Raw genomic sequence first — 24,851 nt, forward strand, 5'->3', positions numbered from 1 at the left:
AGACTCACCAGGGCGCTGCCGTTCCCGGGCTAACGGCGAGTCGTCGCCACCGCGGCCCTGAAGCCGTCCCGCGGGTGCTCCATCTCACCCAGCGAGATCGTCTCCCGCTTGAAGAACAGGGCCAGGGTCCAGTCGACGACGACGCGGACCTTGCGGTTCAGCGTCGGCACCCGCGACAGATGGTAAGTGCGGTGCATGAACCATGCAGGGAATCCGCGAAGCTTGACGCCATAGACGTTCGCGACGCCTTGGTGCAGGCCCAACCCCGCAACCGATCCGACATACTTGTGGCGGTATTGCACTAGTTCCTGCCCGCGAAGGTGCCGTACGACGTTGTCCGCCAGCACCTTCGCCTGGCGCACGGCGTGCTGGGCGTTCGGCGCGCAGTATTGGCCGGGGTCGGTCACGTCGGGCACCCCGGCCGCGTCGCCGGCCGCGAACGCGCCCTGCGTGCCCGCGACGGTCAGCATGGCGGTGGCCTTGATCCGGCCGCGCTCGTCGAGCGGCAGGTCGCTGTCGTTGACCACCGTGCTGGGCTTGACGCCCGCCGTCCACACGAGGGTCTCCGCGTCGAACTCCGAGCCGTCGGAGAGCACCACGTGGCCGCCCTCGCACGACTCCAGGCGGGTCTCCAGCCGGACGTCGATGCCGCGCTCGCGCAGCTGCTCCAGGGTCCACCTGCCCATCTCGGGACCGACCTCGGGCAGCACCCTGCCGGTGGCCTCGACCAGCACCCAGCGCAGGTCGGACGGCCCGATGTTGCGGTAGTAGCGCGTCGAGTGCTTGGCCATGTCCTCCAGCTCGGCGAGCGCCTCCACGCCCGCGAAGCCGGCGCCGACGACGACGAACGTGAGCGCCCTGCGCCGCACCTCGGGGTCGTCGGCCGACTCGGCCACGTCGAGCAGGTGCAGCACGCGGTTGCGCAGTGCGATGGCCTCGCCCACCGTCTTGAAACCGATGCCGATGTCGGTCAGCCCGGGGATGGGCAGCGTACGCGAGATCGACCCGGCGGCCATGACGATCACGTCGTAGGCCACCTGCCGCGGCTCGCCCTCGGCGGGCTGGAAGGTCACGGTGCGCTCGGCGTGGTCGACCCTGGTCACCGTGCCGTTGAGGATGTGCACCTTCGGCAGCACGCGCCGCAGCGGCGCGACCATGTGCCGGGGGGAGAGGTTGCCGGCCGCCGCCTCGGGGAGGAACGGCTGGTAGGTCATGTAGGACTGGGGATCGATGATCGTGATGCGCACCTCGCCGCTGCGCAGCTCACGGTGGAGTTTGCGCTGCAGCCTGAGCGCTGTGTAGAGGCCGACGTATCCTCCGCCGACAATGAGAATGTGCTGGTTCATCCTGCCCACATCCCTTGGGATTGCTTGTGAAAGCATTCACAAGCCTACGGCAAGGGTGTCCGATGAATCCATTCCTGGCATGGTGCGACGCGTCACACAGCCAATGACCTGGCACGGGAGAACAGATCGTCCAGCATCTGGGTGGTGACCCGGCCGGTGAACGTGTTCTGCTGGCTCGGGTGGTAGCAGCCGAGCAGCGTGACGGGCAGGCCGTCGTACGCGATCTCGACCTCGGCCCCGTGCCCGAACGGGGGCCTGCTGCGCGGCAGCGCGTAGCCCGCGTCCTTGAGCGCCGGCCACACCGCCTGCCAGGCGTAGCCGCCGAGCGCCACCACCACCCGCACGTCCGGCGCGACCAGCCTCAGCTCCCGCGCCATCCACGGGAAGCAGGTGCTCTTCTCCTCCGGCGTCGGCTTGTTCGCCGGAGGAGCGCAGCGCACCGGCGCCACCACCCGCGCGCCGATGAGCCGCTGCCCGTCTCCCGCGTGCGTGCTCGTCTCCTGCGCGGCCAGGCCGATGCGGTACAGCGAGGCGAACAGCCAGTCGCCGCTGCGGTCGCCGGTGAAGATGCGGCCGGTCCTGTTGCCGCCGTGCGCGGCCGGCGCGAGCCCTGTGATCAGGATCCGCGGGTGCTCGTCGCCCCAGCCGGGGACGGGACGGCCCCAGTACGTCTCGTCCGCGAACGCGCGCCGCCGCACCCTGGCCACCTCCTCCCGCCACTCCACCAGGCGGGGACAGGCCCGGCAGACCGACTGCCTGGCCGTGAGCTCCGCGAGGGTGTCGCTGGAGGCGGCCAGGCGGCGCACGTCCGCGGGGCCGAGCGCGACGGGGGTGTCAGGGGTCGCCGGGTCGCCTGGCCATCCGGTGCCGGGAGGTACGAAGCTCATGACACCGATGGTGCCCGATCAGCGCGTCTTCTCAGGACTCGGCGTCGGCGCGGGCGTCGTGGTCTCAGGCGTGGCCCCGGACGTGGCCTCCGGCGTGGTCTCGGGCGTGACCTCATCGGTGGCCGGCGGGCCTGCCGACGGGCCTGCCGACGGGCCTGCCGACGGGCCTGCCGACGGGTCGGCCGACGGGTCGGCGCAGCCGGGCGACGGCGTCGGCCGGGCCGGGCCGGAGAAGGTCTGCTCGGTCAGCGGCAGCGGGTAGCGGTTGAGAATCGGCTCGCCGCACGACCGGTCGACCGTGTAGCCGTAGCGCTCGGGGTCGGTGGTGAGCGGGTTGCCGTCCTGGTCGTAGAGGTAGACGTCGGTCAGCGGGGTGCCGTCCTTGGCGTACGGCTTGATGTTGTAGACGCCGTCGGACGACGCGTTGCGCACCCATGTCGGCTCGGCCATGTAGACCGAGGCCGGGGAGGGCGAGCTCTGCTGATCGACGACCGCGACGAACAAGCCCAGCCCGGCCACCACGTTGGCGGCCACCGCGAGCAGCAGGACCAGCCTCCCCCTCCGCCTCCTGCCGAACCACACCGAGGCGAGGACGCAGGCGACGGCCACGGCCCAGTCGGCGGCGGTCGCGGGGGCGATCCTGCCGTCGCCGGCCATCGACACCAGGATCATGGCCAGCACGTAGCCGCGCAGCACCCACCACCCCGGCCGCAGCTCCGGCAGGAAGCCCACAAGGCCCCTGTAGGGCGTGTAACGCATGAGGAGGGCGTGCGCGTTCCGCGCCCGCTCCCGCGGCCCGGGACGGACCCTTCGCCGGCGCTCAGGGCGCTCTCCATAGGCGGCGGCCAGCTCCTCGGCGTAGGCGCCGGGCGGCCCCAGCCGCTCCTCCAGCGGCAGGCCGGACTCCGCCGCGATCTCGGCCAGGTGGTCGTCGAGATCGTCGAGCAGCTCCTCCCGCTCCGGATGATCGGCCAGGGCATCGCGTACGGCCTGCGCGTATTCTTCTGGAGTCATTCTCGGCCCTCCTTGAGCAGGGATGCCATGGTCTCCGAGAAGGAGGACCAGGTCTTCGCCGAGGCGGCGTACATCCTCATGCCGACCTCGTTGAGCCCGTAGTACTTGCGGTGCGGGCCCTCGTCGGAGGCCATCACGTATGAGGTCAGCGCACCTGCCTTGAACAGGCGGCGCAGTGTCCCGTAGACCGAGGCGTCGCCCACCTCGTGGAGGCCGGCCTCCCTGAGCCTGCGCACGATGTCGTAGCCGTAGCCGTCGCGCTCCTTGAGCACGGCCAGCACGGCCAGGTCGAGCACGCCTTTGAGCAGCTGGCTGCTATCCACGCATGAACACTACTGTGCATAGCGTTATAGTGGCAACAAGAAACCGGGTGGCGCCAGGAGGCACCACCCGGTTCTTGGTTCAGCCGATCACTCGGACTACTTGTCACCAAGCCGGGGCGAAGGCACCGGCGACGGCGAGTCGGTCGGAGTGGCCTTGGGCAACGGAGCCGGAGCACTGCAGGGCGCGTAGCCACTCGTGGAGGAGTCGCTGTTGTTCGGGCCCGTGACCGACAGCGTCACGTTGCCGCCGTGGGCGTGCCGGCCCGTCAGCTTGTCCTTCGAGAAGGAGACGCGCTCGGAACCGCCGTGACGGCCGAACTCGGCCACACCACTGGACACGGTCGCACCGTTGAGCGTCCAGCTCCACTTCACCCGGGCGGCGCCGGTCGAGCGGATGGTGCCGGAGGCGCTCAGCGAGCACGCGTTCGTGGTCGACGCCGAGCTGGACGCGCTCACCTTGGTGCGGGAGTCAGGCGCGGGGAAGGAAGGCTTGTCGTCCTTGCACCAGACCTTGTAGTACGCGCGGTTGGAGTACGCGGTGTCCGGACGGAGCACCTGCAGCTGCGCCCAGCCACGCTGGCTGTGACGCGGCGCGAAGCTGAAGCCGACCTTGCGCGCATCGCGGACCTTGACCTTGCCGTAGTCGACCACGTCACCGTTGAGGACCCAGCGGTAACGCACCCACGACGGGCGGTCGGTCTTGATGACGCCGGCGACGCCGATCCTGTCACCGGGGTTGCAGGAGCCGACGTACCTGCTGGGGTGGACCCAGGCACGCGCCGACATCTTCCGGTCGAGGTGCGTACGCACTTCCTTCAGCTTCTTCTCCGCCTCGCAGGAGACCGAGAAGTAGCCCTTCTTGGAGGTGACCTTCTTCGGGCCGAGGACCTGGACGGCCTCCCAGCCCTTCTTGATGTCGTCCTTGAAGGTGATGGACTGCTTGACGGTTACCGTCTTGGTGCCCTTGCCCTTGAGCGTGATCGTCTTGACCTTGCTCTTGGAGCCGTCACCGTGCAGCCAGCGGTAGGCCAGCTGCGTCTTGCCCTTGACAGGCACCTTGACCTTGGCCGAGAAATTCACCTTGACCGGGCAGGAACCTTCGTAACTACGAGTGGAGGCCTTCGGCCGCGCGACCGTGACCTTCGAGCTCGCCTTCGCCTTGGCGGAGGCGGCCGTGGCCATGGTCGCCGCCTGGGCGGGGCTGGAGGCCAGACCCGCGGCCAAGGCGGCCAGCACCGCGGTCGACGCACCGATCGCCGCCGCTCTACGTGCCAACCCAACAGACATCATGTGAGTGTGCTCCATTCCTTGAGGGAAGAGGCGCTCGGGAACGGTCGCCACGCCGGCACCTTCCGTGCACAGCGATATGGCAAAGCCCCCGTATGCACCTTTACTCAAGCACAATACTGATCGCGCCCTCAACATGATGCATAGACCGGAAATGTCCGGATTTCTTCAGCTATCGGGCTATGGACCAAGCAATACCGTCAAGGATGTCATGTTCACTAACAACGACCTGCGGAAATGCGAATCGGCGTACGATCCGGTCGAGAATGAGCGCCCCCGCACCAATTACATCCACCCGTCCCGGATGCATGACCGGAACCGCGGCGCGTTCACCGTGCGTCATCGCGAGCAGCCGCCGCGTCACGTCGTGCACCTGTTCGGCGGACAGGCGCGAATGGTGGATGCGGGCCGGGTCGTAGGCGGGCAGATCGAGCGCCATCCCCGCCACCGTCGTCACCGAGCCCGCCAGGCCCACGAGCGTGTGCGCCCGCCGCACCGGCACCGCCGACTCGACGCGGTCGAGCGCCGCCTCGATGTCGGCGACCACGGCCTCCAGAGCGGGCGCTGCCGGCGGGTCGCCGTCACGCAGATGCCGCTCGGTGAGGCGTACGCAGCCGATGTCCACCGACAGCGCCGCCTCGGCGCGCTCTGAGCCGACCACGAACTCCGTGGAACCGCCGCCGATGTCGACCACCAGATAGGGGGGCAGCGGCCCCTGCGGCACCTCGGTCTCGGGCGACAACCTGACCAGGCCCTTGGTCGCGCCCGTGAACGACAGCTCCGCCTCCTCGTCGCCCGTCACGACCTCCGGCTCCACCCCGAAGATCTCGCGCACGCCGGTCACGAACTCCTGCCGGTTGGCCGCGTCTCGGGTGGCGCTCGTGGCCACCACCCGGGTCGCGGTCGCGCCGTGCCTGTCGATCAGCTCGCGGTAGGCGCGCATCGCCTTGAACGTACGGTCGAGCGCGTCGGGGGCCAGCCTGCCGGTGCGGTCGACCCCCTGCCCCAGGCGGACGATCTCCATCCGCCGCTCGACGTCGTCCAGCACGTCATCGCCGACGTCGGCGATGAGCAAACGTACGGAGTTGGTGCCGCAGTCGATCGCGGCTACACGCATGGTCCGTCACTCCACCATTCGGGGAGGGCGTCGAGCGCCTCCCTGCCGATCGGGTTGACGCCGGGCGCCGCCAGCTCGTGGGCGACGAGCGCGTGCAGGCACTTGACCCGCCGCGGCATGCCGCCCGTGCTCTGCATGTCGCGCGGCAGCGGCTCAAGCCCCTGCTCCCGCGCTGCCTGGTCGCGCCTGGCGACGTAGTCGTCGTGGGCGGCCTCGTAGGCCCGCGCCAGCTCCGGCTCGGTGGCCAGCCTCGCCTGCATCTCACGCATCAGGCCGGAGCCCTCCAGCGTTCCGATGGCCGAGGCCGCCTTTGGGCAGGTCAGGTAGTAGAGGGTCGGGAACGGCGAGCCGTCGGGCAGGCGCGGCGCGGTCTCCACGACGTCAGGGTTGCCGCACGGGCAGCGGTGCGCCACCCCGCGCAGCCCCCTGGGAGGCCGGCCCAGCTGCCGCTGCACGACCTCGGCGTCTTCAGCGTCCACCACGTTCCTTCCCGGTGACCGCCCGGCGTCCGGTGTCCTTGTCCGCGGCCTCGACGGACTCCCAGAGCGTTTGGTACCACGGCGGCACCGTCGCGGGCCGCTTCACTTCCGCCTGCTCCTTGCCCCGGTCGGGGGCCATCACGACATAGCACTTCTCGCCCGGGCCGCAGTAGTGCAGCCGCTCCTTGGCGGTCTTCTTGATCCAGTTGGGATCGTTGCTCTGCCGGTCGCGGGCCAGCAGGGCCTGCCGCTCCGCCTCCACCATGGCCTTCTCCTCGAGCGCCTCCGCGATGCTGCGGCGCAGACTGATGTATTCGCGGACAGGGTAGGCCAGGCTCATCGCGATCGCGCACACCACGACGGCCAGGATGGCGGCCCGTCCGGTCAACTGTGGTCTCTTCGCCATGTGCTGCACTCCCTGCTCGTTGCCTCATCCCCGGAGACGGCCCCGTCGCCGTGAGGAGCCGCCGGCAGAAGCCACCGTAAGGAGCCGCCGGTCACCGCCGCCGGTCACCGCCGCCGGTCACCGCCGCCGGTCACCGCCGCCGGTCACCGCGCCCGCGCTCCCGCCGTCGCATCGGCTAGGGCGTCGGCGCCTCCTCGTTCGAAACTAGCGCCGGAAGCGCGGGAAAGCCGCGCGACCCGCGTAACGGGCGGCGTCGTCCAGAAGCTCCTCGATGCGCAGCAGCTGGTTGTACTTCGCCACCCGGTCGGAACGGGCAGGGGCGCCGGTCTTGATCTGGCCGCAGTTGACCGCCACCGCGAGGTCGGCGATCGTCGTGTCCTCCGTCTCACCGGAACGGTGGCTCATCATGCACCGGTAGCCGCTGCGGTGGGCCAGGTCGACCGCGTCGAGCGTCTCCGACAGCGTGCCGATCTGGTTGACCTTGACCAGCAGGGCGTTGGCCGTTCCCTCCTGGATTCCGCGCTCCAGCCGCTCCGGGTTGGTGACGAACAGGTCGTCACCGACGAGCTGCACCTTGTCGCCGAGCGCCTCGGTGATGGCCTTCCAGCCGGCCCAGTCCTCCTCGTCGAGCGGGTCCTCGATCGAGACGAGCGGATAGCTCGCGACCAGGTCGGCGTAGAACTCGATGAGCTCCTGCGCCGACAGGCCCTTGCCGTCGATCGTGTAGACGCCGTCCTTGTGGAACTCGGAGGCGGCCACGTCGAGCGCCAGCGTGACGTCCTCGCCCGGCACGTAACCGGCCCGCTCGATCGCCACCAGGATCAGGTCGAGCGCGTCGCGGTTGGACGGCAGGCTGGGCGCGAAGCCGCCCTCGTCGCCCAGCCCCGTGGCGTAGCCCTTCTCCTTGAGCACGCGCTTGAGCGCGTGGTAGACCTCGGTGCCGACGCGCACGGCCTCGCGGAACGTCTCCGCGCCGATCGGTGCGATCATGAACTCCTGGATGTCGACGTTGGTGTCGGCGTGGGCCCCGCCGTTCAGAATGTTCATCATGGGGACGGGCAGCACGTGGGCGTTGGGGCCGCCGACGTAGCGGAAGAGCGGCAGGTCTGCGCTGTCGGCGGCGGCCTTGGCCACGGCCAGCGAGACGCCCAGGATGGAGTTGGCGCCGAGCTTGGCCTTGTTGGGCGTGCGGTCCAGGTCGATCATGATCTGGTCGACGATGCGCTGGTCCTCGGCCTCGACCCCGTGGATCTCATCGAAGATCTCGTCGGTCACGGCGAGCACGGCCTTCTCCACGCCCTTGCCGCCGTAACGGTCGCCACCGTCGCGCAGCTCGACCGCCTCGAACTGGCCGGTGGACGCCCCGCTCGGCACTGCGGCACGGCCAGTGCTGCCGTCGTCGAGCACGACCTCGACCTCGACCGTCGGGTTGCCCCGCGAGTCGAGGATCTCGCGGGCGTATACGACCTCGATGGTAGCCACGGGATGCGCTCCTAAATCGAAAGGCAATATGCCGTCAGAGCCTATCGGTACGTCCGCTCAGCGCGACGACTCCCACGTGCGTACCCTGTCTCGATAGGTGCGGGCGGCGGCCCGCAGCTCGGCCTCGGCGTCGAGCCCGGCCTCCGAGGCCCTGCGCACCAGGTCGAACAGCTCCCTGGCCACTCCCTGGCCGACGGCGGCCGACAGCGCCTCCGGCGCCCCCGCGCGTTCGGCCCTGCGCACGAGCTGGGCGGCGAGCGAGAGCGCCGGCTGCCCCATGGGCACGCCGTCGAGCGCCGACTCCCTGCCCTTGGCCGCCCGCTCCGCCGCCTTGATCGTCTCCCAGTTGTCGTTGACCTCGTCGGCGCTCTCCGCCCGCACCGAGCCGAACACGTGGGGGTGGCGGCGTACGAGCTTGCCGACGATGCCCTCGGCGACGTCGTCCATGTCGAAGCCCTCGGCCACCCGCGCGTGGAAGACCACCTGCAGCAGCAGGTCGCCGAGCTCCTCGCGGAGCGCGGGATAGTCGCCCTGCTCGATGGTCTCCAGCACTTCGTACGCCTCCTCGAGGAGGTACGGCACCAGCGACTCGTGCGTCTGCCTGCGATCCCACGGGCACTCGGTGCGCAGCCGGTCCATCACCGCGACCAGGTCGAGCACCCGCGCCCCCGGCAGGTCGTAGGACCCCGGCATCACCTCGATCAGCGGCGGCTCGTCGAGCCCGATGGCGGCGTTGCCCACCGCCCGCATGAAGGCGTCGTCGTCCTCGGCCAGCCACACGACCGTCCCGGCGACCGCCCTTCGCGCCAGCTCACGCGCGTCGGGCTCGACGACCTCCACCTCGACGCCGGCCTCGGCCAGGTAGGGGAGCTGGGGGTGCGCCGCGTCACCGGTCAGCACCGGCCCTGAGCGCAACGCCTGCCAGGCCTGGTGGCTCAGCAGGCCAGGAGCGACCCTGGGCGAGGTGGTGACGACGATCAGCGGCACGGGCTAACCCTGCTGCTGCGGCTGCTGCTGCGGCTCGGAGGCCTTGCCGAACCTGCCGTTGTCGACGAACATCGCCGGGTTCTGCTGCGAGCGCTGCGGGTTGAGCGCGCCGTAGCGGGGGCTGTAGACGACCTTCACCGAGCTCAGCTCCTTGGTGAGCCGGTCGGCGCCGTCCTGGCCGCTGCCGAACCGCTGGCGCAGCTTCTCCAGGCCGGCGAACGCCATGCCGTAGTCCTGCGCTTCCTGGGGTGCGCTGGCGGCGGGACCGAGCAACAGGTTGAGCTCGGCGGACGGATATTGGCCCGGGTCCTTGAGCACGTTGTCGACCTCGGTCTGGCTCACCTGCACGTTGTGCCGCTCCAGGACCTGCTTGATCATCAGCACGTCGGCCATGCGTCGCAGCACACGCTGGCTGGCCGGTGTGCCCTGCTCCTGCTCCACCGCCTCCTCAAGGCTCCTGCCCGAGAGCGCGGCCTCCAGCTCCGGAGGCAGCTTGACGTTGCGCATGGCGGCGACGTAGGCCTTCGTCTCCTCGTTCAGCTCGCTCGCGGAAATGCGCTCGTTCCCCACCACGGCGGCGGCGCCGGCCTGCATGGGCGAGGAGCAGGCGGTCAGCGCGATGCCCGCCGCCGCGGAGGCCACAGCCACTCGTATCGACTTCAACGTACGTCCCTTTCCGACCGTAAACCGCCGCTAGCTTACCCGTGCGGGCTCGAGGAACATCGCCTCGACCAGATCGCCACACCATTTGAGCAGGTCGAGGTCGCGCAGCGGCTGCCCGCCCAGCGGCTTGGTCTTGGGAACCGGGACCAGCAGAGTCTCCGCCGCCTGCTTGTATATCGCTTTCTTGTAAAGCCGGTCGAGCCGGACCTGCTGCGACTCCTGCAACCGCACCGGGCCGAACTTGATGTTCTGGCCCTGCAGCGTGACGTCGGACAGCCCGGCCGTGCGCGCCTTGATGCGGAACCTGGCGACCTCCAGCAGGTTCTCCACCTCCCGCGGCGGCCTGCCGTAACGGTCGGTCAGCTCGGCGCGCACCTCGTCGATGTCGGCGGGCGAGGCGATGGCCGCGATCCGTTTGTACGCCTCCAGGCGCAGCCGCTCGGAGGTGACGTAGTCGTGCGGGATGTGGGCGTTGATCGGCAGCTCGACCTTGACGTCGAGCTGTTCCTCCGGCGCCGCGACGCCCGACAGCTTGGCCTTCTGTTCCTGCACGGCCTCGGCCATCAGGCGTACGTAGAGGTCGAACCCGACTCCCGCGATGAACCCTGACTGCTCGGCGCCGAGCACGTTGCCCGCGCCGCGGATCTCGAGGTCCTTCATCGCGACGTACATGCCGGCGCCCATCTCGGTGTGCTGCGAGATCGTGGCCAGCCGCTCGTGCGCGGTCTCGGTCAGCGGCTTCTCCGGCGGGTAGAGGAAGTAGGCGTAGCCGCGTTCCCTGCCTCGCCCGACCCGCCCTCTGAGCTGGTGGAGCTGCGACAGGCCGTAGTTGTCGGCCCGGTCGACGATCAGCGTGTTGGCGTTGGGCACGTCGAGCCCGGACTCGACGATCGTGGTGGAGACGAGCAGGTCGTATTCGCGCTCCCAGAAGCCGATCATGATCTTCTCGAGCTGGTGCTCGTTCATCTGCCCGTGGGCCACGGCGATGCGCGCCTCGGGCACCAGCTCGCGCAGCCGCGCGGCGACCCGGTTGATCGAGGCGACCCGGTTGTGCACGAAGAAGATCTGGCCGTCGCGCATCAGCTCGCGCCTGATCGCCGCCGCGATCTGCTTCTCGTCGTACGGCCCCACGAACGTGAGGATCGGGTGCCGTTCCTCGGGCGGCGTGAGGATCGTGGACATCTCGCGGATGCCGGTCAGCCCCATCTCCAGCGTGCGCGGGATCGGCGTGGCCGACATGGCCAGCACGTCGACCTGCGTGCGGAGATGTTTCATCGCCTCTTTGTGCTCGACGCCGAACCGCTGCTCCTCGTCGATGATGATCAGCCCGAGTCCCTTGAACCTGACCTCGGGGCTGAGCAGCCGGTGCGTGCCGATCACGACGTCGACGGCCCCGGCCCTGAGGCCTTCGAGGGTGGCCTTGACCTCGCCGTCGGTCTGGAAGCGCGAGACGGCCCTGATCTCGACGGGGAAGCTGGAGAACCGCTCGGCGAACGTCGACATGTGCTGCTGCACCAGCAGCGTCGTGGGCACCAGCACGGCGACCTGCTTGCCGTCCTGCACCGCCTTGAACACCGCCCGCACCGCGATCTCGGTCTTGCCGTAGCCGACGTCGCCGCAGATCAGCCGGTCCATCGGGACGCCGCGCTCCATGTCGCGCTTGACCTCGTCGATGGCCTCCAGCTGGTCGCCGGTCTCGGCGTAGGGGAAGGCGTCCTCCATCTCCCGCTGCCACGGGGTGTCGGCCCCGAAGGCGTGCCCTGGCGAGGCCATGCGGGCGGAGTAAAGTCTGATCAGCTCTCCGGCGATCTCCTTGACCGCCTTCTTCGCCCGCGACTTGGCCTTGGCCCAGTCGGCGCCGCCCATGCGGTTGAGCGTGGGCGCCTCGCCGCCGACATAGCGGGTGACCTCGTCGAGCTGGTCGGTGGGCACGTAGAGGCGGTCGCCCTTGGCATATTCGATGACGAGATATTCGCGGGTGGCGCCCTGGACCGTGCGCTGCACCATCTCGACGTAGCGGCCCACGCCGTGCTGCTCGTGCACCACGTGGTCGCCGACCTTGAGCTGCAGCGGGTCGACCATGTTGCGGCGGCGCGAGGGCAGCCGCCGCATGTCCTTGGTCGACGCCTTCTGCCCGACCAGGTCGAGATGGGTGAGCACGGCCAGGCCCGGCGTGATGAAGCCGTGCTCGATCAGGCCGGTCGTGACGTGCACGACCCGGGGCTCGGGCGGCTGGTCGAGGAACTCCCGCAGCCTCGCGGGCACGTCGACGCCCTTGAGCAGCTCCACCATGCGCTCCGCGGGCCCGTGGCCCTCGCTGAGCAGCACGACCGCCTTGCCCTCGGCCAGCCAGCCCTTGATGTCGGCCAGCGCCCTGGCGGTGTCGCCGCGGTAGGCCTCGGAGTCGTGCGCGTCCAGCTCGACGCCCGCGCCGAACGGGGCCATGGTCCACCAGGGCTGGCCCAGCGCGTCCGCGTGCGTACGGATCTCCTCGAGCGAGCGGAACGCCGCCGCCTCCAGGTCGATGGGCGCCTCGCCGCCGGCCGCCGCGTTGATCCACGAGGCCTCCAGGAACTCCTGCGAGGTGTGGACGAGCTCCTCCGCCCGGCTCCTGATGCGCTCGGGGTCGCACACGAACACCGCCGACCTGGCCGGCAGGTGGTCGAGCAGCAGGTCCATATCCCCTGCCAGCACGGGCGCGAACGCCTCCATGCCCTCCACCGGCGTGCCGTCGGCGAGCTGGTCGAGCACCTCGGCCAGCGCCGGGTGCCGCTCGGCCAGCTCGCGGGCCCTGGCCCTGACCTCGTCCGTCAGCAGCAGTTCACGGCACGGCGGCGCGAACAACCCGTCCTCGGCCGCCTCCAGCGAGCGCTGGTCGGCCACCTTGAACCAGCGGATCTCCTCGACCGTGTCACCCCAGAACTCCAGCCGCAGCGGGTGCTCCTCGGTCGGAGGGAAGACGTCGAGCAGCCCGCCGCGCACGGCCACCTCGCCGCGCTTCTCCACCATGTCGACCCGGTGGTAGCCGTTGTCGACGAGGTTGGTGACCACCTCGTCGAGGTCGGCGTCGTCGCCCGCGCGCAGCCTGATCGGCTCCAGGTCGCCGAGCCCTTTCACGATCGGCTGCAGCAGCGCCCTGAGCGGGGTCACGATCACGCTGAGCGGCCCGGCGGCGGTGTCGTCCTTGATCGGGTGGGCCAGCCGCCTGAGCACCGCGAGCCGCTGGCCGACGGTGTCGCTGCGCGGTGAGAGCCGCTCGTGCGGCAGCGTCTCCCACGCGGGGAACACCGCCACCGAGCCCTGCTCCGCGGGGTCGATCAGGCTGGTCAGCGCCGCGGCCAGGTCCTCGGCCTCGCGCCCCGTCGCGGTGACGGCGAGCACGGTGCGCTGGTCGTGACCCGCGAGGGCGGCCACGCCGAACGGCCGCAGCGCGGACGGCGCGACCAGCGCGACATCGCCGCCCTCGTCGAGGGCGGCGGCCAGTTTCGGGTCAGCGCGAACAAGGTCAAGCAGTCCGGAAAGACTCATCAGATACGCCCACAGCCCCATTTGCGGCAACACGACTACCCCCGGCCGGGACAGGTCGCGGGGGTTCCTTACCCAGGGTACTCGCCGCTCCGGCTCACCCGAGCTTGTAGCCGGGCACCGAGGGCCAGCGCACGGTGAGCACGGTGGAGGCCGCCTCCGCGCGCCACGAATGGTCGACGCCCTTGCCCCAGACCACGTAGTCGCCCTGCTCGGCCAGCAGCACGTCGCGGCCGCGGAACTCGACCACGAAACGCCCGCTGATCAGGACGAGCAGGGCGGTACGCGTCTCGCCGACGGCCCACGCCGCCCGGCGGTCGCCCGGCGGGTGCACACCCCACTTGATCTCGACGTCCTCGCTGTGGCGCGGATCTCCGGGGGGCTTGAAATGGCCGAGGAGCCAGCCGGCGTCACCCGCGCCGTCGACGCCCGCGTTGCCCACGTAGATCCGCGACTCGGGCACCCCATCGCTCACAGGCCAGGACGCTAGCAGGGAAATGCATTACTCATCACGATTGATTGATTACTGTGGGTGACATGTCTGAGGTGCGATCTGTCGCCCAGCGGGGCGACCTCTTCGGTCAGCGGGTCCGCGAGCACTGCGCGATGCAGCCGCACAGGCGGCTCGACGTGCTGGTCGCCGGCTGCGCGCAGGACGGGCCGCTCGTCCTCGAGCACGTCGAGACCAGAGCCACGGGAGCCGACGAGGATCACCCCGTCATCCGGCGGATTCTCGAGGAGCGGGCAGACCTCGCGTCGTGGTCGCTCGGCGACCTGCGCTGCGTGCCCATGCCGCCCAGGTCCTACGACGTGGTGCAGGTGTCGTTCCTGCTGGAGCGGGTCAGGCACGCCGAGCTGATCTTCGACCGCCTGCTGCAGTCGCTGCGCCCGGGCGGCCTGGTGCTGCTGCGCATGCGCGACCGCGGGTCCGCCTACGGCCTGCTCGACCGGGTGACGCCGTCGTGGCTGCGCGGCCTGCTGTGGCGCTCGCTCGTGCCGCCGGGCTGGCCGGGCCCGCTGCCTGCCGTCTACGAGCGGCTCTCGTCGAGCGACGGCCTGCACGCGTTCTGTCTCAGCCGCGGCCTCATGATCACCGACGAGCTGCGCAACACCAGCGGTCCCGCACGCTCGCGCCGCATCGGCGCCGCCGCCATCGCGGCGATCTCCAAGCTGACCAACGACCGCTATCCCGCCTCCCACGACGAGATCACCATGGTGATCAGGAAGCCCCAGCACCACTTCGCCCGGCTTATCTAGTGCCACACTGTTTCCACCCGCTAGGATTCTTTCCTACCAATTCAATCGGATTAGTTGGGGATGAGGGATACGTGGAGTGGACCCCCGACCCGCGCGAGCTGGCCGATCTCGAGCTGCTGGTCTGCGGCGCGTTCGAGCCGCTGACCGGGTTCCTCGGGCACGACGACCTGCGCACCGTGCGCGAGCGCGGCACGCTCGCCGACGGCACTCCGTGGCCGGCTCCCGTCACCCTCCATCTGCCCGCCGACGTCGCTCCGGGCGACGAGGTCACGCTGCTCGACCCCGAAGGGTCGCCGCTGGCCGCGCTCACGGTGACCGCCCACGAGCCCGACGGGCTGACCTCCGGTCCCGTCCGCGGCCTCGGCACGCCCGAGCACGGGCCGTTCGCGCGCCTGCGGCGTACGCCGTCCGACGTGCGGGCCGAGCTCGGCGGCCGGCCCGCGCTCGCCGTCACGATGCGTGGGCCACTCGACGACCTCTCCGAGATCGTCGCCACCGCGAAAGAGCTCGACGCGGTGATCCTGCTGCTCCCCCTCGCCTACGGCGAGGCCGGCCCCGCCGTCGTACGCGCCGCGCTGCGCGCACGTGACCAACTGCCCGGGGACACGCTCGTCGTCTCCGTCCCCCTGGCGCCGCGCGACGAGCCGGAGATCGATGTGGAGCTGCGCGAGCACGTCGCCACCTCCTACGGCGCGACCGAGCACCTGCCGGGGCCCGACCCCGTGCACATCCCGGGCCCGCCGCACCGGCGCGGCCTCGTGGTCTTCTTCACCGGGCTGTCCGGCTCCGGCAAGTCCACCATCGCCCGCGGCGTGCGCGACGCGCTGCTGGAGCTCGGCACCCGCACGGTGACCTACCTCGACGGCGACGTGGTGCGCCATCTGCTGTCCAAGGGCCTGACCTTCTCCAAGGCCGACCGCGACCTGAACATCCGCCGCATCGGCTTCGTCGCCGCCGAGGCCGCCAGGCACGGCGGCCTGGCGATCTGCGCGCCCATCGCCCCCTACGCGACCACCCGCGCGGAGGTGCGCGAGACGATCGAGTCCGTCGGCGCGGACTTCCTGCTCGTGCACGTCGCCACGCCGCTGGAGGAGTGCGAGCGGCGCGACCGCAAGGGCCTGTACGCCAAGGCCCGCGCCGGCCTCATACCCGAGTTCACCGGCGTCTCCGACCCCTACGAGGAGCCGGACGACGCCGATCTGACCATCGACACCACGCACATCACGATCGAGGCGGCCGTCTCCCGGGTCCTGGAGACGCTGAGATCAGGAGGGTGGGTCCGGTGACGGAGCCGTGGAGGGCAGTGGTGAGTGACCGATGAGCGCGGATCCGGCGCTGATCGGCGGGTCGTTCCTGGTGGCGATCGTGGTGGGCTTGACCGGCATGGGCGGCGGAGCCCTCATGACGCCCATGATGATGTTGTTCTTCAACGTCCCGCCGCTGGCCGCCGTCTCGAGCGACCTGGTCGCCTCGGCCGTGATGAAGCCGGTCGGCGGCGTGGTGCACCTGCGCACCGGCACGGTCAACCTGCGCCTGGTGGCCTGGTTGTGCGCGGGTTCGGTGCCGGCCGCGTTCTGCGGGGTGTTCCTGGCCAGGGCGTTCGCGGTCACCGACGCGGTCAAGTACGCCCTCGGTGTGGCCCTGCTGCTGGCCGTGGCCGGCATGGCGGTCAAGACCTGGCTCGGCGGGAGGGGCGGCACGTCGAGCGCGCACGAGATCGTCGTGCGCCCAATTCCGACCCTACTGGTCGGTACGGTAGGCGGGCTGGTCGTCGGCGTCTCGTCCGTCGGGTCGGGATCGCTGATCATCGTGGCCCTGCTCGCCCTCTATCCGGCGCTCAAGGCCAACCAGCTCGTCGGCACGGATCTCGTGCAGGCCGTGCCGCTGGTCGTCTCCGCGGCGCTCGGGCACCTGCTGTTCGGCGACTTCCAGGCGGACCTCACACTGTCGCTGCTCATCGGCTCGATCCCGGGCGTCTATCTCGGCGCCAGGATCTCCTCGCGCGCACCGGGCGGCCTCATCAGGGCGATGCTGGCGATCGTCCTGCTCGCCTCCGCGCTCAAGCTGCTCGACGTGGACAACACGGTCACGGTCTGCGCCCTGGCCGCCGCCACCGTGGTCACCGTCGTGGGGTGGCGTCTGCGCGACAGGGCCGAGGCTCCCCGGCCTCGGGAGACGGCCGGCGCCCGCTAGGGCCGCGGCACGGGGGTCGCGCGGAAGTAGGGGTCGCGGGCGAGCGCGGTGAACGCGCGGCCGGCCGCCTCGTCGGAGTCGAAGCTGGTGTCGCCGCGCGGCGCCTGCGGCGAATCGAAGTAGATCAGCGCCTTGATCTGGGGATAGCGCTTGATCTGGCGGCGTACGGACTCGAAGAAGGCTCGCTTGAACGAGCGGTCGAGCGGCCGCGAGAAGGCTCCCCACTCGGCGACCATGACCGGCTTGCCGGGGAAGCGGGCCTGCATCCACCGGTAGAAGCCGGGCCAGTCGGGATATTCCTTGCGGGTCTTGTTCACGAGGCTTTCGAAGTCGTCGACCCGGTGGTCGGCGTAGGGGTCCATGGCCACCCAGTCCACCACGTCGTCGCCCGGGTAGAGGTCCTCGAACCAGGGTTTGGCCGCCCAGTTGGGCGCCCCCATGTACGTCATCACCATGACGGCGTTCTTCACGCCCTGCTCGCGCAGCCTGAGCACGATGTGCCGGAACATCGCCGCGTAGTCGGTGGCCTGCATGCCCGAGCCCGACGAGGAGTCCACGTCGTTCTCCGGCTCGTGGTGCAGGGTGAGGAAGAAGCGTTCGGGGAAGGTGCGCCGGAGGTAGCCGGCCAGGCGGTCGATCCTCGCGTCGAGCGCCCCGTCGGCGATCTCGGCCCACTTGTGGTCGAACGACGGCTTCCAGTTGATGAGGAGCAGCCTCGGCCTGGCCGGGTCGCGGGCCAGCCTGACCTCGGCGTCGGTCGGGAACAACTCGCTGCCCCGGTGATAGACGTGCAGCACGTCGGCGCCGGCGTCCATGCGCGACTCGGCGCCGCGCAACGCCTCCTCCACCGGGGCGCCGGTGAAGATCTCCGGCGCGATGCCCCACCAAGCGCCGCACGACGGGATGAGCTTGCTGGTGGCCGTGCACGCGGGCGGGCCCGCGACGTCACGTGCCGGCTCCTCGACCGCGACCGGCGCCCCCGCGGTGGTGTCGGCCACGGTGGAGCAGGCGGCCAGCGTCGCGGCCACGGCCAGGATCAGGCCGACGAATGCCACGTGTGTCGTGTTCTGAGAAATTCCCCGTTGCCGCAAAGCCTTCCAACCCCCCTTGTCGAACGACCCTGCCTGTCAAACCTGAACCTTGCCATGTCATTCCGCGAACTTCAGCCAGTGTGGAAGTCTCCCCACGTCACCAGGGCCGCCATTCCGCCCGAATTTTCTGCATATTTCGATTTATGGAGGGGCTTCTTTGTGGCCGTACCGGAGAAAATCTTGTGTATTCAGCCGAGGTGAAGGCGGGCGGCCCTATAGTGGGCGCACATCCAGGCCGGTGACGCAGAGTCGCTGATCCATGACGACGTGCACATGACCCAGGAGAGCCCTCATGAGCCTGCCGCCGGACCCTCAGGTCCCCCGCTCCGGCGCCCGCCTGGACGAGCATCTCGGGCCTCTGCGCCGGCGGTGGGCGATCCTCACCGGATGCGTCCTGACCGGCGGGGCCACCGGGCTCGGGCTGCTGTGGTTCACACCGGCCGCCTACACCGCGACCACGCAGGTGCTCGTCATGCCCGTCGGCACGCAGGAGCCGGGCAACCAGGTGACCAACCGCCAGCGCGAGGCGCTCAACCTCGACACCGAGGCCCAGGTCGCCCAGTCGGCCGTGGTCGCCGAGCGGGCCGCCATGGCGCTGCGGGCCGCCGGCCCCGCTGAGCCCGCGGAGCCCGCTGAGCCCGCGGACCCCGATGAGCTTGAGGTCTCGGTGCCGCCCAACTCCTCCGTGTTGCAGATCGCGGTGACCGCCGCCGAGCCGGCCGCCGCGGCCGCCCGGTCGCACGCCTACGCCGAGGCCTACCTCGCCCACCGCCGCCACAACGCGCTGACCGCGATGGCCGAGCAGCAGCGGACGGTCCTCGGCAAGTACAGGCACGTCAGCTCCGCGATCGAGGCGACGATCAAACGGCTGCACACGCTGCCCAGGGGCAGCGCCGAGCACGCCATCGCCGCCCAGCGCCAGACCGTGCTCAACCGGCAGGCCGCCAACCTCGCGCTGAAGTACGACGAACTGCGCACCGTCGCGGTGACCCCCGGCGCGATCATCAGCAAGGCCGAGCCGCCGACCGAGCCGAGCCGTCCCGTCCTGCCGCTCCACCTCGGCACCGGGATCATGGCCGGGCTGCTCGCCGGCGTCGCCGCCGCCCAGGCCCGCGACCGGCTCGACACTCGGCTGCGCACGGCCGCCGACATCGAGCGGCTCACCGGCCTGCCCGTCCTCGCCGACCTGTCGGATCCGCACGAGCACGACCTGCCCCACGATCTCGCCAGCGCCGTGGTCGCCGCATGCCCCGGCACCCGGTTGCTGGTCAAGGCGCTGCCCGCGCACCTCTACCTCTCGTCACCCGCCGACCCGCTCACGGTCGGCGCCCCGCTGACGGTGCTCGACGGCTCCGACGTGCGCGACCTGTCCAGGGCCGACGCGGCCCTGCTGCTCGTCGGGCTCGGCCTGGTCACCTCCACCGAGGTCACGGCAGCGCTACGCCGCCTGGCCCGGCACGACGTGCCCGTCATCGGCGCGGTGGCGGCCACCGACGCGGTGCCGGCGTTCGTCCCCTTCATCGAGGCACGCCCGCACGCCTCGCTCGGCAAGCTCGTCGCGACCGGCGAGCTGGAGGTGAGCGTGCCCGCGGAGGGCACGCACATGGAGGCGCTGCACCGGCCCAGGCGGCGGGGCAACCCGGCGTGAAAGGCCCCGCGTGGCCCATCGCCGCACTGCTGGTCGGCTATCCGATCTGGTGGGCGCTCGGGTTCGGTGGCCTGTCGGTGATCGTCGTGGCGGCGCCCATGGCGGTGATCCTCTGGCGGCGCAGGCCGATCAGGGTGCCGCGCGGGTTCGGGTTGTGGCTGCTGCTGCTGGCCGGCTATCTGGTGGGCGGGCTGATGCTGGCGGAGATGCCGCCCGGCACCTACGGCGAGCTCGGGCCGGGCCGGATCATCGGCTACGGCATGCGGCTCACGCTCTACGTGGCGATCCTCGTCGTGGTGCTCTACCTCGGCAACCTGACCGAGCGCGAGCTACCGCAGCTGCGCCTGGTGCGGATGATGGGCGCGCTCTTCGTCACCACGGTCGCGGGCGGGCTGCTCGGCGTGCTGTTCCCGTCGTTCTCCTTCACCTCACCGGTCGAGCTGCTGCTGCCCGGCTGGATCGGCGAGAACCCGTTCGTCCAGAACCTCATCCATCCCACCGCCGGCCAGACGCAGAAGGTGCTCGGCTACGCCATGCCGAGGCCGGAGGCGCCGTACGAGTGGGCCAATGCGTGGGGCAGCAACGTGTCGGTGCTGCTGGTCTGGTTCGTGGTCGGCTGGTGGGTCTACGGCGGCCGGCTGCGCAGGGTGCTCGCCGTCGTGCTGATCGCCCTGGCCGCCGTCCCCATCGTGTACTCGCTCAACCGCGGCCTGTGGATCGGGCTCGGCCTGGCCGTGCTCTACCTGATCGTCCGGGTGGGAGGGCGTACGCGGGTCGCGCTCTGCGGGGGCGTGGCCGTGGCGGCGCTGGCGTTCGCGCTCAGCCCGCTCGCCCCTCTGTTCGCGCAGCGCCTGGACAAGCCGCACTCCAACGACATCAGGGCCTTCACCGTGAGCGCGACGCTCGCCGCCGCCACGCACTCGCCGGTCATCGGCTACGGCAACACGCGCAACGCGACGGGCAACCACCGCACGATCACCACGGGCAAGACCCAGTGGTGCACGGGCTGCGGGCATCCGCCGCTGGGCAGCGACGGGCAGCTCTGGCTGCTCATCATGACGCAGGGCTTCACCGGGGCGGCGCTCTACGTGGCGTTCTTCGCGGGCGCCATCCGGCGTCACTGGCGTGACCGCAGCCCCGTCGGGCTGGCCGGGGTGCTCGTGATGGGGCTCGTGCTGCTCTACATGTTCGTCTACGACGGCCTGGTCACGCCGCTCAGCCTGTACCTCATCTCGTTCGCCATCCTGTGGAGGAATGCATGACCGACGCCGCGGTCCGCCTCGGATATCTCGCGGAGACCGTGCGGCTGCTGTATCCGGGGCCGGGCTCGCCCCGCCCGTACACCGTGCTGCCGCACACGGCCCTGCCGCGCCGGCTCGCGCCGCGCCGCTGGTGGCATGTGGGGGCGCCGGTCGTGGTGCCGGTCGAGGGCTCGATCGCCGCGTACCTCAGCGAGGTCTTCGCTCGGCCGGTCGAGACGGTCCTGCACGTACGCCCGGCGCGGCGGGCGAACCGCAAGCCCGTGCTGGAGGCGCGTTCGGAAGGGCGGCGGCTCGCGTTCGTGAAGATCGGCGACAGCCCGCGCGCCCGCGAGCTGGTCGCCGCCGAGGCGGCCGCTCTGCGCAGGCTGGCCGGGTTGCCGCTGGACACGGTGGTCGCGCCCAGGGTGCTGCACCACGGGTGCTGGAAAGGGCTCGCGGTGCTGGCGCTCGCGCCGCTGCCGGTCCGGCGTGGCCGGGTGCGCGAGCCGCTGCGGCTGGCCGCGATCAAGGAGATCGCGGCGACCGGCGGGCCGTCGCCGGCCTGGCACGGCGACCTCGCGCCCTGGAACATGTGTCCCTCCCCCGACGGCCGCCTGCTTGTGTGGGACTGGGAACGGTACGAGATCGGCGTGCCCTACGGGCTCGACGCCCTGCACCACTTCTTCCAGCGGGCCCTGCGCAGGATGAGCCCTCAGGTAGCGGCGCGCGCCTGCCTGGCCCAGTCCGTACGCGTGCTCGCGCCCCTGGGGGTGTCGGCGTCGGAGGCCAGGCGGACCGCCCTGCGGTACCTGATCGCGCTGGCCGGCAGGCACGCCGACGACGGCCACGCTCCGCTCGGTCCTCCCGAGATTTGGCTCTGCCCGGTGGTCGACCACGAGGAGCTGCTGACATGAAGGCGCTGAAGGCGCCGGTGTTGTCGTTGTCCAGGACCACGGGCAGGTTCACGTCGGGCGCTCGCATGGTGCCGTCGTTCCTGATCGTGGGGGCGCAGCGGTGCGGCACCACCTCGCTCTACCGCGCCCTGGAACGCCATCCGCTGCTGCTCAAGCCGGTGCTGCACAAGGGCGTGCACTATTTCGACGTCGGCTACGAGCGGGGGATGTCCTGGTATCAGGGCCACTTCCCGCTGCGGGCCGGCGCGGCGCTGCTCGGCCGCCGGTACGCCGCGCGGGCGCTGGCGTTCGAGTCGTCCCCCTACTACCTGTTCCATCCGCTGGCCGGGGAGCGCATCGCGGCCGACCTGCCGGGCGTGAAGCTGATCGTGCTGGTGCGCGACCCGGTCGAGCGGGCCTGTTCCGCGCACGCCCACGAGCTGGCCAGGGGTTTCGAGACGGAGTCGCACTTCGAGCGCGCGGTGGAGCTGGAGGAGCAGCGCCTGGCGGGGGCGGAGGAGCTGCTGCGCGACGATCCTTTCGCGGTCCACCACGCGCATCGCCACCAGGCCTACCTCTCCCGCGGCCGCTATGCCGACCAGCTCGACCGGCTGGAGCCGCTGTTCGGGCGCGAGCGCATCCTGGTGCTCGACAGCCACCTGTTCTTCGCCCGGCCGAAGGCGGTCTACGACCGGGTGCTGGACTTTCTTGAGGTGCCCCGGCTGGGCTATCCGGAGTTCGAGCGGCACAACGGCCGGGCGTTGCCGCGCCGGGTGTCGCCCGATCTGGCGGGGTCGCTGCGGGAGCACTTCGCTCCGTACGACGCCCGGCTGGCGCGGTGGCTGGGCGGTGAGCCGTCGTGGCGTCAGTGATCGCCTCGGTGGGGCGGCGCGGGGTCGCCGGGGTGACGGGGGCGGTGTTCAGCGCTCTCGCGCAGTTCGCCCTGGTCGTGGTGGTGACGCGGGCGTTCACGGCGGCGGAGGCGGGGGCGTTCTTCACGGTGACCGCGCTGGTGCTGATGGCGGCCGGGATCGCGAAGCTGGACGCGGGGAACGGGCTGATCTACTTCATCGCGCGGGCGAAAATCTACGACTATCACGGCATTTCGGGATATATCCGGGCGGCCTTCTGGCCCGGCGTCGTGGCCGCCTGCGCCGCCGCCGCGCTGCTCCACCCGCACCTCGGCCTGACCGCCGTGGCGATCCCGCTCATGGTGGCCGGCGACGTCCTGCTCTGCGCCACCAGAGGGTTCGGGGCCATGCGGCCCACCGTGCTGCTCGACGGCGTGTTCGTGCCGGGGTGCCAGCTCGTCCTCGTGACCGCCGTGGCGCTGGCCGGGGCCGTGTGGTGGCTGCCGGTCGCGTGGGCGGCGCCGTACGCGCTGCTGCCGGTCCTGGCCGCCGCCGGGCTGCGCGGACGGGCGCCGCGCACGCCGTACCTGCAGGGCACGGGCCGGGACCTGTGGCGGCACACCGCGCCGCGCTCGGTCGCCGGGGCGATCCAGGCGGTGTTCCAGCGGGTGGACATCGTGATCGTCGCCGCGCTCGCCGGGCCCGCGCAGGCCGCCGTCTACACGGCCGCCACCCGGTTCAAGGTGGTCGGGCAGCTCGCCAACCAGGGGCTGGCGCAGGCCGTACAGGATCGGCTGGTGAGGGCGCTCGCCGAGGGCGAGTGGGCGCGCGCGGGCGAGCTCTACCAGGCCGCCACGATCTGGCTGGTGGTGATGACCTGGCCGGTCTGGCTGGGGTACGCGGCGCTGGCGCCCTGGCTGCTGCACCTGTTCGGCCCCTCCTACGCCCAGGCGGGGCCGGTGGCGCTCGTGCTGGCGGGCACGATGATGGTGGCCACGGCCTGCGGGATGGTCGACGTGGTGCTGACCGCCGCCGGGCACACCGGTGCGAGCCTGCGCAACCTGCTGGCCGCGATCGCCTGCACGGTGGCCCTCGACCTGGCCCTGATCCCCGCCCACGGGGCGCTCGGCGCGGTCATCGGCTGGTCGGGCGGCGTACTCGTGAAGAATCTGCTCCCCCTGTGGCAGCTCCACCGCCGCTACGGCCTGCACCCGTTCGGCCGCCACACCCTGGCGGCGCTGCGCCCGCGCTCGTGGGCGGCCGCGTGACCCGCGCTCCCGTGCTGGTGACCGGGCTGCCGAGAAGCGGCACGAGCTGGACCGGCAAGATGCTCGCCGCCGGCGGCGAGCTCGTCTACGTCAACGAACCGCTCAACCCGCAGCACCCGCCAGGACGCTGCCCGGGAGTGCTCAGGGCCGAGGTGACCCACCGGTTCCAGTACATCTGCGACGACAACGCCGCCACCTGGCTGCCCGCCTTCCGCGACACGGTCGCCCTGCGCTACCACTGGCTGGCCGAGCTGCGCGCCAACCACTCCCCCTACGACCTGGCCCGCCTCGTCCGCTACGGCGCCGCGTTCACGCTCGGCCGGCTGGCGGGACGGCGGGCGCTGCTGGACGACCCGTTCGCCGTGCTCAGCGCCGGCTGGTTCGCCCGCCGCCTGGGCTGCCGGGTGATCGCGCTGGTGCGCGACCCGGTGTCGTTCGTGGCGAGCTGGCAGCGGCTGGGATGGACCGTGCACGTCCACGAGCTGCTGGAGCAGCCGCTGCTGGTGCGCGACCACCCCGACCTGCTGGAACTGCGCGCCCTGGCCGGCTCTCATGACCGCATCGCCAAGGCCGCCGCGCTGTGGCGGGCGACCCGCTCGATCCTGGCCCGCACCCCGGGCATCCTCACCACGTCGTACGAGTCCCTGGCCGCCGACCCGCTCCCCCGCTTCCGCGAGCTGTACGACCACGCCGGCCTGACCTGGACGCCCGCCGCCGAACGCCGCATCCGCAGGGCGTGCACGGGCCGCTCACGGGCGGGTGACGGGTTCGCCTGGTCGGGTCTGTCGCGCACGGCGTACCGGCCGATGGACTCCCGTCAGGCCCTGCGCGACGCCGCCCGCGGCCTCACCCCCGAGGACGTCGCCCGCGTACGAACCCTCACCGCCACCTGA

At 71.0% G+C, this 24,851-nt stretch carries 23 protein-coding genes; 9 read left to right on the forward strand and 14 right to left on the reverse strand.

Features of this window, described 5'->3' with window-relative positions:
* Positions 1–29: 29 nt before the first annotated feature.
* The 13 genes from GUY59_RS10590 to GUY59_RS10650 form a co-directional block, all read right to left on the reverse strand.
* Positions 30–1,346 carry an NAD(P)/FAD-dependent oxidoreductase gene (locus GUY59_RS10590; RefSeq protein ID WP_138198876.1) on the reverse strand — a complete coding sequence of 439 codons (1,317 nt, stop codon included), beginning with the start codon at positions 1,344–1,346 and terminating at the stop codon, positions 30–32.
* A 92-nt stretch (positions 1,347–1,438) separates the two neighbouring features.
* A complete protein-coding gene (locus GUY59_RS10595) occupies positions 1,439–2,233 on the reverse strand; it encodes a uracil-DNA glycosylase (RefSeq protein WP_138198877.1) in 795 nt (264 codons plus the stop codon).
* Positions 2,234–2,251: 18 nt separating this feature from the next.
* Positions 2,252–3,247: a hypothetical protein gene (locus GUY59_RS10600; RefSeq protein ID WP_161714478.1), complete on the reverse strand. Its 996-nt coding sequence runs from the start codon at positions 3,245–3,247 to the stop codon at positions 2,252–2,254.
* The gene (locus GUY59_RS10605) at positions 3,244–3,570 is read right to left on the reverse strand and encodes a PadR family transcriptional regulator (protein WP_132328831.1); all 327 of its coding nucleotides are present in this window, start codon (positions 3,568–3,570) and stop codon (positions 3,244–3,246) included. The genes GUY59_RS10600 and GUY59_RS10605 overlap by 4 nt, the downstream gene beginning before the upstream one ends.
* Positions 3,571–3,666: 96 nt before the next feature.
* Entirely contained in the window at positions 3,667–4,845 is a 1,179-nt protein-coding gene (locus GUY59_RS10610; RefSeq protein WP_138198879.1) for a hypothetical protein, read from the reverse strand.
* Positions 4,846–5,029: 184 nt separating this feature from the next.
* The gene (locus tag GUY59_RS10615; RefSeq protein WP_138198880.1) at positions 5,030–5,974 is read right to left on the reverse strand and encodes a Ppx/GppA phosphatase family protein; all 945 of its coding nucleotides are present in this window, start codon (positions 5,972–5,974) and stop codon (positions 5,030–5,032) included.
* Positions 5,965–6,453, reverse strand: coding sequence for a DUF501 domain-containing protein (locus tag GUY59_RS10620; protein ID WP_138198881.1), 489 nt, complete (start codon positions 6,451–6,453; stop codon positions 5,965–5,967). Before GUY59_RS10620 ends, GUY59_RS10615 begins: the two co-directional genes overlap by 10 nt.
* A complete protein-coding gene (locus GUY59_RS10625) occupies positions 6,443–6,859 on the reverse strand; it encodes an FtsB family cell division protein (protein WP_138198882.1) in 417 nt (138 codons plus the stop codon). Before GUY59_RS10625 ends, GUY59_RS10620 begins: the two co-directional genes overlap by 11 nt.
* A 204-nt stretch (positions 6,860–7,063) precedes the next feature.
* Positions 7,064–8,341 (reverse strand): phosphopyruvate hydratase, encoded by a 1,278-nt coding sequence (gene eno / locus GUY59_RS10630; RefSeq protein ID WP_138198883.1) that lies wholly within the window; start codon positions 8,339–8,341, stop codon positions 7,064–7,066.
* A 57-nt stretch (positions 8,342–8,398) separates the two neighbouring features.
* The gene (locus GUY59_RS10635) at positions 8,399–9,328 is read right to left on the reverse strand and encodes a MazG family protein (RefSeq protein ID WP_138198884.1); all 930 of its coding nucleotides are present in this window, start codon (positions 9,326–9,328) and stop codon (positions 8,399–8,401) included.
* Between the two features lie 3 nt (positions 9,329–9,331).
* Positions 9,332–9,991 carry a hypothetical protein gene (locus GUY59_RS10640; protein ID WP_138198885.1) on the reverse strand — a complete coding sequence of 220 codons (660 nt, stop codon included), beginning with the start codon at positions 9,989–9,991 and terminating at the stop codon, positions 9,332–9,334.
* Between the two features lie 30 nt (positions 9,992–10,021).
* Positions 10,022–13,519 carry a transcription-repair coupling factor gene (gene mfd, locus GUY59_RS10645; RefSeq protein ID WP_138198886.1) on the reverse strand — a complete coding sequence of 1,166 codons (3,498 nt, stop codon included), beginning with the start codon at positions 13,517–13,519 and terminating at the stop codon, positions 10,022–10,024.
* Positions 13,520–13,613: 94 nt separating this feature from the next.
* Complete coding sequence (locus GUY59_RS10650; RefSeq protein WP_138198887.1) at positions 13,614–13,991, reverse strand: signal peptidase I; 378 nt, start codon at positions 13,989–13,991, stop codon at positions 13,614–13,616.
* 62 nt (positions 13,992–14,053) lie between these two features.
* Here GUY59_RS10650 and GUY59_RS10655 point away from each other — a divergent pair, with 62 nt between their 5' ends.
* The 3 genes from GUY59_RS10655 (at position 14,054) to GUY59_RS10665 (ending at position 16,966) form a co-directional block, all read left to right on the forward strand.
* Positions 14,054–14,773 (forward strand): methyltransferase domain-containing protein, encoded by a 720-nt coding sequence (locus tag GUY59_RS10655; RefSeq protein WP_138198888.1) that lies wholly within the window; start codon positions 14,054–14,056, stop codon positions 14,771–14,773.
* Positions 14,774–14,844: 71 nt separating this feature from the next.
* The gene (gene cysC, locus GUY59_RS10660) at positions 14,845–16,059 is read left to right on the forward strand and encodes an adenylyl-sulfate kinase (protein WP_138198889.1); all 1,215 of its coding nucleotides are present in this window, start codon (positions 14,845–14,847) and stop codon (positions 16,057–16,059) included.
* A gap of 31 nt (positions 16,060–16,090) precedes the next feature.
* Positions 16,091–16,966 carry a sulfite exporter TauE/SafE family protein gene (locus GUY59_RS10665; RefSeq protein WP_138198890.1) on the forward strand — a complete coding sequence of 292 codons (876 nt, stop codon included), beginning with the start codon at positions 16,091–16,093 and terminating at the stop codon, positions 16,964–16,966.
* Here the strand turns inward: GUY59_RS10665 and GUY59_RS10670 are convergent.
* The gene (locus GUY59_RS10670) at positions 16,963–18,021 is read right to left on the reverse strand and encodes a glycoside hydrolase family 26 protein (RefSeq protein ID WP_161714479.1); all 1,059 of its coding nucleotides are present in this window, start codon (positions 18,019–18,021) and stop codon (positions 16,963–16,965) included. The two genes, GUY59_RS10665 and GUY59_RS10670, sit on opposite strands and share 4 nt — an antisense overlap.
* Positions 18,022–18,349: 328 nt before the next feature.
* Between GUY59_RS10670 and GUY59_RS10675 the strand changes: the two genes are divergently transcribed.
* From GUY59_RS10675 to GUY59_RS10700, 6 genes are read left to right on the forward strand one after another with little or no spacing between them, the layout of a single operon-like run.
* Positions 18,350–19,705, forward strand: a complete 1,356-nt coding sequence (locus tag GUY59_RS10675) for a hypothetical protein (protein WP_138198892.1) — start codon at positions 18,350–18,352, stop codon at positions 19,703–19,705.
* Complete coding sequence (locus tag GUY59_RS10680) at positions 19,702–20,967, forward strand: hypothetical protein (RefSeq protein WP_138198893.1); 1,266 nt, start codon at positions 19,702–19,704, stop codon at positions 20,965–20,967. The genes GUY59_RS10675 and GUY59_RS10680 overlap by 4 nt, the downstream gene beginning before the upstream one ends.
* The gene (locus GUY59_RS10685; protein ID WP_138198894.1) at positions 20,964–21,860 is read left to right on the forward strand and encodes a hypothetical protein; all 897 of its coding nucleotides are present in this window, start codon (positions 20,964–20,966) and stop codon (positions 21,858–21,860) included. The genes GUY59_RS10680 and GUY59_RS10685 overlap by 4 nt, the downstream gene beginning before the upstream one ends.
* A complete protein-coding gene (locus GUY59_RS10690) occupies positions 21,857–22,711 on the forward strand; it encodes a sulfotransferase domain-containing protein (RefSeq protein ID WP_138198895.1) in 855 nt (284 codons plus the stop codon). Before GUY59_RS10685 ends, GUY59_RS10690 begins: the two co-directional genes overlap by 4 nt.
* Positions 22,699–23,958, forward strand: coding sequence for a lipopolysaccharide biosynthesis protein (locus GUY59_RS10695; RefSeq protein ID WP_138198896.1), 1,260 nt, complete (start codon positions 22,699–22,701; stop codon positions 23,956–23,958). The genes GUY59_RS10690 and GUY59_RS10695 overlap by 13 nt, the downstream gene beginning before the upstream one ends.
* Positions 23,955–24,851: a sulfotransferase gene (locus tag GUY59_RS10700; protein WP_138198897.1), complete on the forward strand. Its 897-nt coding sequence runs from the start codon at positions 23,955–23,957 to the stop codon at positions 24,849–24,851. The genes GUY59_RS10695 and GUY59_RS10700 overlap by 4 nt, the downstream gene beginning before the upstream one ends.

The sequence above is a fragment of the Nonomuraea sp. K271 genome (assembly GCF_009908215.1).
Classification (GTDB): Bacteria; Actinomycetota; Actinomycetes; order Streptosporangiales; family Streptosporangiaceae; genus Nonomuraea; species Nonomuraea longispora.